The sequence below is a fragment of the Allocoleopsis sp. genome (assembly GCF_036703385.1).
Lineage (GTDB): Bacteria > Cyanobacteriota > Cyanobacteriia > Cyanobacteriales > Coleofasciculaceae > Allocoleopsis.
The window spans coordinates 1-10,089 of record NZ_DATNPA010000385.1; the positions used below are offsets into that span (position 1 = coordinate 1).

Here is a 10,089-nt window from a genome sequence, read left to right on the forward strand (position 1 = left end):
ACTATGGTTGCCCTGTTTATCAGTTAAATGATGAGTGTGGTCAGACCTCAATTTCATCAAAAGGACGGATTACCTTGTCCCATCAACTAAGTGGTAAAACTAAGCGCTGTGTTATTGTTTCCACCCTCTTAGGAACATTGCGAACCGGAAAAGAACATTCTAAAAAGCAGGATAGCAAGTACTACTGTTATTAAAAATTGCGAACTGTCGATAGCAGTAGGGTGAGCATCGCCCACCCTACTGACTCCTACTCGCTCCAATTCTGCTGTAGCACGGCCTGAGTCTTCTCACGATTAATCTTGAGAATCAATACCCCTAACGGTGGCAAACACAAATCCAACGAGTAAGGCTGATTGTGGTACGACCACTCGTCCGTCCACTTACCCCCAAGATTCCCCATATTGCTACCGCCGTACTCACGGGCGTCACTATTAAACAGTTCCGTATAAAATCCCATCTCTGGAACACCCACACGGTAGTGACTATGAGGCTGAGGTGTGAAATTGCAGACAGCAATCACAAACTCCCCAGAATCTTTGGAGCGACGGATAAAGGAAACCACACTATGGCGGTTATCACTGCAATCAATCCATTGAAACCCCTCTTGGGCAAAATCCTGTGTATAAAGAGATGGTTCGCTGCGATAAAGCTGATTGAGGTCGGCGATAAACTGCTTTAACTTCTGGTGGGGTTCATATTGCAACAAACGCCACTCCAAATCGCCCCAGACATTCCACTCACTCCACTGACCAAACTCCATGCTCATGAAGAGGGTTTTCTTACCGGGGTGAGTGAACATATAAGTAAACAAGCAACGGACGTTAGCAAATTTCTGCCACTCATCCCCCGGCATCTTACCGATTATATTGCTCTTGCCGTGGACGACTTCGTCGTGGGAAAGCGCCAGCATGTAGTTCTCGCTGTGGTTGTACCACATACTGAACGTAATATTGTTCTGGTGGAACTGACGGAACCAGGGGTCCATGTGGAAGTAATCCAACATGTCATGCATCCAGCCCATGTTCCACTTCAAATTGAACCCCAAACCTCCTACATAGGTCGGCCAAGACACCATAGGCCAGTCTGTCGATTCCTCTGCAATTGAGAGGACACCAGGGAAGTAGCTAAAGATCACATGATTCGTCTGACGTAGGAAATCAGCGGCCTCAATATTCTCTCGACCCCCGTACTGGTTGGTGACCCACTCTCCAGGTTTGCGGCAATAGTCGAGGTAAAGCATTGAAGCGACAGCATCCACCCGCATCCCATCAATGTGGTATTTATCGAACCAGAACAGGGCGTTGGCAACCAGGAAGTTTCGGACTTCGTTGCGGTTGTAGTTGAATACCAACGTACCCCACTCTTTATGTTCACCCTTGCGGGGGTCAGCATGTTCATAAAGATGGGTACCATCAAAGAACGCCAAACCGTGCCCATCTTTGGGGAAGTGACCAGGCACCCAGTCCACAATCACCCCAATCCCATTTTGGTGACACTGGTCAACGAAATACATAAAGTCCTGGGGTGTCCCATATCGGGAGGTACAGGCATAGTAACCTGTAACTTGATATCCCCACGAACCATCAAATGGATGCTCTGCGATCGGCAGCAGCTCAACGTGAGTAAATCCCAGTTCCTTTACATAAGGAATGAGCTTATGTGCCAGTTCCCGGTATGTGAGGAAACGTGCTCCCGGTCTTAGTTCAGAAACCACGACTACAGGTTCAGTTTCACCAGTAGGTAACTTAGCCGGTTCGGCGGCAGAGGCATTAAGCCAAGAACCCAAGTGAACTTCATACACAGAAATGGGATGAGTTAGCGGCTCGGTGTGACGCCGCTGATCCATCCATTCCGCATCATTCCATTCATAAGCATCCAGGTCAGTTACAATCGACGCCGTTTTGGGTCGCACTTCTTGCTGGAAGCCATAGGGGTCAGATTTCTCGTAGATGTGACCGTCAAAATTTTTGATTTCGTATTTGTATCGCTCTCCCACATCGATTCCAGGAATAAATAGATCCCAAACACCAGTGGAACCTTTACGCATCTGGTGTTTGCGCCCATCCCAGTAGTTGAAATCTCCTAAAAGCGAAACATTACGAGCATTGGGTGCCCAGACGGCGAAGTAGACTCCTTTAACGCCTTCTATTTCAGTAGCGTGAGCCCCCAGTTTCTCGTAAATGCGGTGATGGTTGCCTTCGGCAAATAGATGGAGGTCAAAATCTGTCAAGAGGGGGGAACGGAAGGCATAAGGGTCGTAACTCACCCGCTCATGCTCTCCTTCCTTAATGCGCAGCTGGTAATTGGCGAGTTCGGGTGTCTCAATGGTGGCTTCAAAAAAGTGAGGATGATGCACCGCTTGCATGGGGTATTCCATCCGTTCTTCTGGACGAACTACCCACGCGGCTTCTGCATTTGGTAGATACGCCCGTACTATCCAACTCGTCTTACCATCCTGCTCAAATCGATGGGGGCCAAGGACTTCAAACGGATCGTGATGTTGATTCCAAACAATACGGTCAATTTGTTCAGGGGCGATCGTTAGGGACATCAAGTTATCTACCTCAATCAACAGGGAGCCAGAGCGTTATAATAACTTTAATATTTATATATATTTTTGTTTTTTTCTACACATTTTTCCTCAACTTGATAAAATACACGCCCAGCATGGGCTAGCAACGCCTACCAGCAGAGTATTTTTCACAGATTAGGCCGTGTAATGAAACTTGAGCCACGTTAGTATATCCCATTCTCCCTTGGGTCGGTTGCGCATCACTGTGAGGAGATGGGGGTATGTAGCTTCCTGGGGGGATGAGGGGTATGGAGAGAATATGTGTCGAGCATCCTACACCCTACTTAGCCAGGTTGGTGCATATAGGCTGTCAAAAAGGAACAATGGTTCGGAACAGCTGGCGCAAGCGTAGCAAAAAAATCAACCGCCGGATCTTTGGGCTTACTTGAGGGGGGAGCGTGCGTTCTTCTAACTGAGCTTTGAGTTGGGCATATTCTGCGGCGGTTAAGGGTTTGCCATCTATTGGCGATCGCGCTTCAGTAATAATCTCTGTTCTCAACACCTCTTCTGGCATGTCTTCCTGCGGCGGCAAACACACACCAGGTTGAGTTACCCAAAAAGTGATGCCCAACCAGATAGATAAGTTAGATAGGAGTCTGACTTTGGTCATCGGTGCTCAATGCATGAGTCGAAGGGTGAAACATAGGGGGAGCTCTACTGCACAAATCGAAACTTTCTCTATATCTAAAGTAAAATACGACACCCGACACAGTGTCTGGATGTCGCAAGAGCGCCAGGAGCAATTTTCTTCCCCTGATTAAGCCAGCGCGATTCTTGTGATAGCTACATGGGTGACGCACTGAGGCATACCAAAGCTTTAGGCAATGGTGTTGGCTAAGCGCGTACAGCAACAGCTATCCCATCCGAAGGCTTGTATGTATTTAGGTGGGCGATGGACTCGACTCAGCAGGAGAACCACCCGGTGAAGCACCTCCCTCAGGGGCGGTATCAGACTTGCAGGCTCCCAAAGTAGTGACCAAAGTAAGTAAGAGAGCCAAACCCATTAATTTCTTATTCATACACTCCTCTGTTTTTCACGGGCTGCGTTAAAAGAATGTTACGAAGACCCATTACAATTCTACTGTTTTAGCATGAAGAATTGTTTTTTTCGATATACCTTCGTAAATACAGACCTGACTTAAGGTATGGGCTGATCTAGTCTCATAGACGATCTTTCCCTTTGTCAGCTCTCGCAATCTTCAACAGTCTTTCGTTATGGGGAATACAGTTCTTGAGGAGCAAAGGTAATAAAGTACACAAGAGACGGCCTGTTGAACAGTGATTTTTAGAATGATTTCCAAGTTAGGCTGCTAATATATGCATAAAATTTAAGGATAAATATCTTATGCCCTAAGGGCGTGAGAGACCTGGGGAAAGAGGAGGATAAACTCAAAGGCGGATAGCTTGAGTTTCGACTAACACTCCCCCATCATCCTCTCTCCCGCTTACACCATCTCCTGGTTTGGCGTTTCCTCCCCAAAATTCAGAAAGGACGTAAGCTTCATAATCAGCCATCGGGAGATAGATGGGTGTGGAGTATCGATAAAGCGAGGCATTGTGTTCCCTACTGTCAATCAGGCTTTTCAATTGCTCCAAACCTTGAACAAGTCACCTCGACGGCAAGCAGCGCTAATACGGAAGATCGTTGACCGCATCCGTAACTCGCTGGAATTGCAAGTGGTACTCCAAACAGCAGTGGATGAAGTCGCTGCTTTGCTCCATCTAGATGCCTGTATTTTTTTATGGTATCTCAAGGATACACAGCAAATTCGGGTCGTTTGCGAACGCCAATACAACTCCCATAAAAGTTCTGTTTTGGGAGACTATCCCTTAAAAACCTTAGGAGATGTTGCCCCCGCCCTCGCTACGGGGAAGGTAATGATGGAGAACGGCGCGGGCACACTTGAGTGGGGATTGTTAAATCTGATTGCTCAAAAGCGTCCTTGGATTAAGCAGATATTATCTCAGCCTGGAGGCAATTGGCTGAGCCTGAGGGGGGAGTCGCCTAGTGATGCGCCACAAAATGACGCTCAAAGCGATCGCCAAATATTTGGCTATAAAGCAAACCTCTTCATTCCGGTTCGAGGGAAAGAAGGCGGGATCGGTTTTATGGCCTGTCTTTCAGAGCAACCTCGCCGTTGGGAAACTGGCGAAATAGAGTTTCTGGAGTCGATCGCCGAATCTTTAGAAATAGCCATCCGTCAAGCCCAACTCTACGAACAGACCCAGACACAAGCGACTCGGGAACGATTGCTCAATCATATTATCAACCAGACCCGTCAAAGTTTTGAGATAGAAACCATCCTAACGGAAGCGATCGCCCAGCTCTTGGAAGTGTTGCAGATTGATCGGTGTCTGGTTCATCTAGTTGAAGACTCAAAAAACCCGGAAATAGGAGAATATCCCCCAGAGGGACTCCCAGCGTCGCCAAAGAGTGAGGCTTTCCGGCAGAAACATCTATACGAAGTTTTCCGTCTACCGTTTTCCGCTTCAATTGACGACTTTGACACAACAGGCCCCATCACTCAGTGGGTAATCCAGCATCGGCAACGGGTGATGATTCCCGATATTAGCCAAGATGAACGGATTGGTGCCGCCAACCTGGAGTACCAAAAAGCACAGATCAAATCTTCTCTGGTAATCCCTGTACAAGCGAACGGTACACTCCAAGCCTTGCTTTACCTCAATCAGTGTTCGCAAATTCGGTACTGGTCGAAAAACGATGAAGAACTCGCCCAAGCCGTAGCTGATCAACTAGCCATTTCTCTGCAACAGGCTTATTTGTATGCCCGCACCCAGCACCAAGCCAGAGAAAGTGCTCGGCAAGCGCAGAAGATGACCGAAATGCTGGAGGAACTGCAACTAGCGCAAGCCCAGCTGATTCAAAGTGAAAAAATGTCGAGTTTAGGTCGGATGGTTGCCGGGGTTGCTCATGAAATCAATAATCCAGTTAACTTTATCTATGGCAACATCCCATATGTGGAAAATTACATTCATGACCTGATCCGCTTAGTTCAAGCTTACCAATCTCACTATCCTCAGCCCGTAACCGAAGTCCAAAAACTGGCGGAGGAAACAGATATGGATTTCTTACTCAGAGATTTGCCGAAGATTCTAAAATCGATGGAATCAGGAGCCGAACGAATTCATGAGATCGTTCAGGTGTTACAAAAATTCTCTGGCAGTAATGTTGCTCCTCTAAAAGTGATCGATCTCAATGCTGCGTTAGAAAGTACGCTGCTGATTTTGCACAATCAGATGAGTGGCGTGATCGAGGTAGAGCGGAAGTATGATCACTTACCACCAGTGGAATGTTACCCAAAGCCCATGAATCAAGCCTTCCTCTGCATCCTGACGAATGCGATCGAAGCCCTCAACCGTTCGGCTCATCCTCATAAAGTCATCACACTGCATACCAAATGGTTGGCAAGCGGTGAAGCCGGGGATATGGGTCGAGTTCAGATTGAAATTCGAGACAATGGGCCGGGAATTAAGCCAGAAATTGAACCAAGGATTTTTGAGCCATTTTTCACGACGAAAGAAGTAGGCCAAGGCAGAGGCTTAGGCTTAACGGTCAGTTATCAAACACTTGTTAACCAACATCATGGTCGATTAGATGTTCGGTCTCAACTGGGTCAAGGGACAGCATTCCTCATAGAAATTCCAATTCGGCATCCCAAACCCTTGAAATCTGACGGAGAAAGGGATCAGGGATTGGTAAAAAGCGAGTGGAGATTCGAGATAGGGCACAAGTCCAGTCCCCAGTCCCCAGTCCATAGTCTCTAGCCCCAATATCCAACCTGGAATCATTAGCGACCACGACCTACAGCTGATGCTAGGATGGGTTCGATTATAGACCTGTGAGCAAATAACCACGAACTATTTGCTCTGATACTAACGAAGAACTGTGAAAAGTATATGAATGCTGCCCAACACTCAGTTTTGCCTCAACGACGTCGGTCTAGAAGATCAGCTGCTAACTCAGGGCTAACGCAATCAAAAGTAGCGCCTTTCTCCACTGTGACCAGTATGCCGTCGAGAACGGCAGCACAAAAGGTCGAGAAGCTCAACGTATCGCAACGTCCAAAGCCAATTTGGCTCTCGTCACTACTTGTTTTGCAGCGTGGCTCCGACCTGATGGCGTTCTTACTGGTGGCGGCTACCCTTGGCCTTTATTCCTGGACAGTTTACACCCAGCAGCAGTGGTCGCAAGAGTATAGTAAGTGGCAAAAACTGCAACGAGAGGAACGGCAACTGACGACAGCCGATGCCGTCATGAAAGACAAGTTGGCTCAACAAGCGGAAAGACCGGGTACAGGTCTAGTCCCTCCCAGCCAAGCGAATACAATTTATCTACCATCAGCGCCGCAGCGTCCATTGCATCAGTCTCCTACTCAGAGTACCGATCCGGAACCAGCGGCAAAGGGAGTATTTGGTTACTAGTGGTTCATTGGACATGCTCCTTGTCAATAACGGATAGAGCAAAAGCATCACCTATGATCTCTCCTTGTGTTTGGGACATGGCTCTTGTCATCGCCAATCATTCACTAGGAGTATGAAAGCGATCGCTCATGAAATCTCAGTTAACACAGCTACGTCAGCTGCAAATTCAGGACCGCTCAGCAGGAGGTGACCCAACATAGCTCAAAATTCATCTCAACTACTGCGCTTCAGACTCTTGCTGGTCTGGGGACTGATGATAGCAGCCGGTCTTGGCATTTTATTTAATTTGTATCGATTGCAAGTCACGCAATCACCTGTGCTGGAGGGACGAGCACGCCGACAGCAGATGGTATATCTACGTCCCTTTGTCCCCCGCCGTTCGATTGTTGACCGAAACGGCAATGTTCTGGCGACCGATCGCCCCGCCTACACGCTGTATGCTCACCCCAAGCTGTTCAAAATTTCTAAGCGGGAAATGTCAGCATTGCTCGCTCCAATTCTTGGCAAGTCGTCAACACAGTTAGAGAAGCGGTTCAATCAAAAATCAAGTGGAATTCGGCTTGGCTATGGCTTAACCGAAGAAGTCGCCGATCAAATTGCTCGGCTACAAGCGAATGGTCTAGAGCTGATTCAACAGTACTCCCGCCTTTATCCTCAGCAGGATTTAGCCGCAGATGTTGTAGGGTACGTTGATGTCGATCATCGCGGTCAGGCAGGAGTGGAATATTCTAAGGAGGAGCTACTCGAACGTGCTGTTCGCACGCTGCGACTCAGCAGGGCTGGCAATGGTTCGCTGATGCCCGACCATGTTCCAGAAGGATTTCTTCACTTTGATGACTTGCGCTTGCAGTTGACGATGGATAGTCGCCTCCAACGGGCAGCCCGCTTTGCTTTGAAGCAAAGAATGGAGCAGTTTAGTGCCGAGCGAGGTACAGTTATCGTCATGGATGCACGGGATGGATCTCTGTTAGCGCTGGCGACAGAGCCAACCTACAATCCCAATCAATACTCCAAGTTTGATGTTGGTCGATTTAAAAACTGGGCGCTCTCCGATTTGTACGAACCTGGTTCGACATTCAAGCCCTTGAACGTCGCGATCGCATTGGAAATCGGTGCCATTCAACCCGACAGCTTGTTTAACGATACAGGTCAGATTCAGCTGGGACAGTGGCAAATTGCCAACTTTGACTTTGAATCCAAAGGGGGTCACGGACTGATCAGCGTAGGCAAGATTCTGGAATACTCCAGCAATATTGGTATGGTTCGGATCATCCAACAGATGAAACCGAAGGTTTACTATACCTGGCTAGAAAGGCTCGGCTTGGGGCAAAAAGTTGCGATCGACCTGCCCTTCGAGGCAGCAGGGCAGCTCAAGAGTGAGCGGCAGTTTACGGCAACACCCGTTAATGCGGCAACAGCCGCGTTTGGTCAAGGCTTTTCTTTAACACCAATTCAGCTTGCTCAGATGCACGCCACTCTAGCCAATGGAGGCAAGCTGGTGACGCCCCATGTGGTTCAGGGTTTGTTTGATAATAAAGGGCAAATGCACTGGCAACCTCGCCTTCCAGCACCGCGATCGCTCTTCTCACCCAAAACCACCCAGTCGGTACTCCAAATGATGGAAAATGTGGTTCGTGAGGGCACCGGAAAAAACGCTCAAGTCCCTGGTTACCGCATTGCAGGGAAAACCGGTACGGCTCAGAAAGCCAGTCCCACAGGCGGCTATTACACCAATGCCAAAATCACTAGCTTTGTTGGCATTTTTCCCGTGGAGTCTCCCCGCTACGTTGTTTTAGCGGTGGTCGATGATCCGAAGGGGAAAGATGCTTTTGGTTCAACCGTGGCAGCACCCGTTGTTAAGTCCGTACTCGAAGCCTTAATTTCCATTGAGCGAATTCCGCCCAGTCAGCCTATTGAAGCCCCCAAGCAATAGCACATAATTAAAATATAGTCAATACGAAAAACATGAACTTAGACTAGTTCAGACGCTCTCATTTGGCTTTGCCGTACTTGCTCTACCAACTGCTCGATCGTGAAGGCCGGTTCTCTACAGGTCAAGCCTTGACACACCAAGCCCACTACATCTTGGGGCAAATTCGTCTCTAATTGATAGACACTCGCGGGCCAGTATTGAGTACTTAAGGAAGCGAGTTGCTCAGCGTTAGCTCGAATCAGGGTGCAATGGCAGTACCAATCCAAGGCAATAAATAAACTAGGACAGACTTGGGGGGACTGATTCATCACACTACTGAACGCTTGTAGGGCTTGCTCCGCCTGGTCGAGGTACTGGAGGTCTTCGGTAAGTAGGGCAAGGCGAACCAAATTGGCGATCGCTATCCCATTCGCTGAGGGTGTGGCATTGTCAGCATAGCTCCGCTCACGCACTAATAACTCACCACTGGCATCACTAGCGGCGTTGTAGTAGCCTCCCAGTTCCACACTCCAGAGGAATTCATCAAACTCTTCCTGTACCTTAATGGCTTTCTCTAGCCAGTAGAAAGGTTGAAGGTTGGAAGGGTAGTTTGAACTTTCAACCTGTAGGCGGCTAACTTGCCAACTCGCTTGATGCAAATCCAACAGAGCTTTGATAAACAGAGCATAATCTTCAGACTGTGCTAGTACCGACGGTTGCCCATCGTAGTTGAGTCGGTGGAATCGTCCCTGTACCCATTGATTCTCCAAGATGAAACTAGCCGCACCTGTTGCTAATTGCCAGTACTCCGGCTGACGGAATACACTATAAGCCCGTGCCAAACCGGAAATCATCAAGCTATTCCAGGCTACGATCATTTTTGTATCCGTTACGGCTGGAATCCGACCCGGCCACCCCTCCCCCTTCGCTTCCTGATTATTTCGGGCGGGTGGGAAGGTTTCTAAGGCGTCAGGCTTTGAGCCATAACGAACTTCAAACAGCTTGGCTAAAGCGGCTTCAACCGTATGGCTTAACGCCTCAGAGTAACGACGCTGTAAGACAATATTTCCTTCAAAATTGCCCTCGGCTGTAATCGTAAATTGCTGCTTGAGCTCTGCTAACTCTTTAGCAGTTAAGAGTTGCTCCAATTCTCGATAACTCC

7 protein-coding genes and 2 pseudogenes are annotated in these 10,089 nt (G+C 48.3%); 4 read left to right on the forward strand and 5 right to left on the reverse strand.

Going from position 1 to position 10,089, the window contains the following annotated elements; translation table 11 throughout:
• Positions 1 to 194: pseudogene (locus tag V6C93_RS19110) on the forward strand (prepilin-type cleavage/methylation domain-containing protein); the annotation flags it as partial.
• Positions 195 to 247: 53 nt separating this feature from the next.
• Here the strand turns inward: V6C93_RS19110 and glgB are convergent.
• From glgB to V6C93_RS19130, 4 genes are all read right to left on the reverse strand, one after another.
• Positions 248 to 2,551, reverse strand: coding sequence for a 1,4-alpha-glucan branching enzyme (glgB, locus tag V6C93_RS19115; protein WP_333478256.1), 2,304 nt, complete (start codon positions 2,549 to 2,551; stop codon positions 248 to 250).
• Positions 2,552 to 2,882: 331 nt separating this feature from the next.
• The gene (locus V6C93_RS19120) at positions 2,883 to 3,182 is read right to left on the reverse strand and encodes a hypothetical protein (protein WP_333478257.1); all 300 of its coding nucleotides are present in this window, start codon (positions 3,180 to 3,182) and stop codon (positions 2,883 to 2,885) included.
• 271 nt (positions 3,183 to 3,453) lie between these two features.
• Positions 3,454 to 3,591 carry a hypothetical protein gene (locus V6C93_RS19125; RefSeq protein WP_333478258.1) on the reverse strand — a complete coding sequence of 46 codons (138 nt, stop codon included), beginning with the start codon at positions 3,589 to 3,591 and terminating at the stop codon, positions 3,454 to 3,456.
• 370 nt (positions 3,592 to 3,961) lie between these two features.
• Complete coding sequence (locus V6C93_RS19130) at positions 3,962 to 4,159, reverse strand: hypothetical protein (RefSeq protein ID WP_333478259.1); 198 nt, start codon at positions 4,157 to 4,159, stop codon at positions 3,962 to 3,964.
• Between the two features lie 12 nt (positions 4,160 to 4,171).
• On the opposite strand from V6C93_RS19130, the gene V6C93_RS19135 reads away from it, so the two are divergent.
• The 3 genes from V6C93_RS19135 (at position 4,172) to V6C93_RS19145 (ending at position 8,948) form a co-directional block, all read left to right on the forward strand.
• Positions 4,172 to 6,358 carry a GAF domain-containing protein gene (locus V6C93_RS19135; protein ID WP_333478260.1) on the forward strand — a complete coding sequence of 729 codons (2,187 nt, stop codon included), beginning with the start codon at positions 4,172 to 4,174 and terminating at the stop codon, positions 6,356 to 6,358.
• Between the two features lie 243 nt (positions 6,359 to 6,601).
• Positions 6,602 to 7,015 (forward strand): hypothetical protein, encoded by a 414-nt coding sequence (locus tag V6C93_RS19140; protein ID WP_333478261.1) that lies wholly within the window; start codon positions 6,602 to 6,604, stop codon positions 7,013 to 7,015.
• A gap of 196 nt (positions 7,016 to 7,211) precedes the next feature.
• Positions 7,212 to 8,948, forward strand: coding sequence for a peptidoglycan D,D-transpeptidase FtsI family protein (locus tag V6C93_RS19145; RefSeq protein ID WP_414644209.1), 1,737 nt, complete (start codon positions 7,212 to 7,214; stop codon positions 8,946 to 8,948).
• A 38-nt stretch (positions 8,949 to 8,986) separates the two neighbouring features.
• On the opposite strand, the pseudogene V6C93_RS19150 reads toward V6C93_RS19145, so the two are convergent.
• Positions 8,987 to 10,089, reverse strand: a pseudogene (locus V6C93_RS19150) (thioredoxin domain-containing protein); the annotation flags it as partial.

Excerpts from the sequence above, each read along its gene's own strand:
- glgB (WP_333478256.1), bottom strand. The coding sequence starts at position 2,551 with ATGTCCCTAACGATCGCCCCTGAACAAATTGACCGTATTGTTTGGAAT.
- V6C93_RS19125 (WP_333478258.1), bottom strand. The coding sequence starts at position 3,591 with ATGAATAAGAAATTAATGGGTTTGGCTCTCTTACTTACTTTGGTCACT.
- V6C93_RS19140 (WP_333478261.1), top strand. The coding sequence starts at position 6,602 with ATGCCGTCGAGAACGGCAGCACAAAAGGTCGAGAAGCTCAACGTATCG.
- V6C93_RS19120 (WP_333478257.1), bottom strand. The coding sequence starts at position 3,182 with ATGACCAAAGTCAGACTCCTATCTAACTTATCTATCTGGTTGGGCATC.